This is a genomic window from Sedimenticola sp., from assembly GCF_050289425.1.
Taxonomy (GTDB): Bacteria; Pseudomonadota; Gammaproteobacteria; order Chromatiales; family Chromatiaceae; genus Sedimenticola.
In genome coordinates this window covers 1-609 of the sequence record NZ_JBNKFS010000068.1, presented here as the reverse complement: position 1 = coordinate 609, position 609 = coordinate 1, and the positions used below count along the sequence as shown (strand labels likewise).

Here is a 609-nt window from a genome sequence, read left to right as displayed (position 1 = left end):
GCCCCTGGTATACGTCAGAGCCCCAGATCAGTTAACTCCGGATAATCGTCCGGGCGTCTACCGGAGGGCCAGTGAAACTTACGTTGCTCCTCCGTAATCCTGAGATCATTGATACTGGTATGCCGAGCCTTCATCAAGCCATTGTCATCGAACTCCCAATTTTCATCCATCTTGAGAAGAAAACGACCGCGCCCGTCAGTGCCTGCGCACTTGCCCGTGCCCCGCCCGCAGCTGAGCGTTGAGCCAAGCCGACGCCTGCGGCCGTGTGTAGGCTGGGTATGCATTCCCACGCAGAGCGTGGGAACCAGCAGATCGCGCGGTAGACGAAGCGTGCCTGCCCTACAAGCTTTGAGTGATCGGCAGGGAGTCGGGGCCGAAACAGCAACTCCGACCCTGATTGAGACTGGATTGGAAGCGGGGTCTGTTGGCTATTGTGCCCTGCCCCATTTATGGCTTGGATTACTTCTTCTCTTTCGGCAGCCGGCCCAGCAGATAGAATTCGTCGTTGGTGCGCATGCTGGTGAGGTTGACCATGCGGTTGGAGAGGCCAAAGAACGCGGAGATGGCGCCAATGTCCCAGATATCCTCATCGCTGAAGCCGCGGCCGCG

The 609-nt window shown here is 58.3% G+C and carries 1 protein-coding gene; it reads right to left on the bottom strand.

What is annotated here, in order from left to right:
- Positions 1-14 precede the first annotated feature (14 nt).
- Complete coding sequence (locus ACQY5R_RS18245; RefSeq protein ID WP_428610715.1) at positions 15-170, bottom strand: DUF1348 family protein; 156 nt, start codon at positions 168-170, stop codon at positions 15-17.
- Between the last annotated feature and the right edge of the window lie 439 nt (positions 171-609).

Excerpts from the sequence above, each read along its gene's own strand:
- ACQY5R_RS18245 (WP_428610715.1), bottom strand. The coding sequence starts at position 170 with ATGGATGAAAATTGGGAGTTCGATGACAATGGCTTGATGAAGGCTCGG.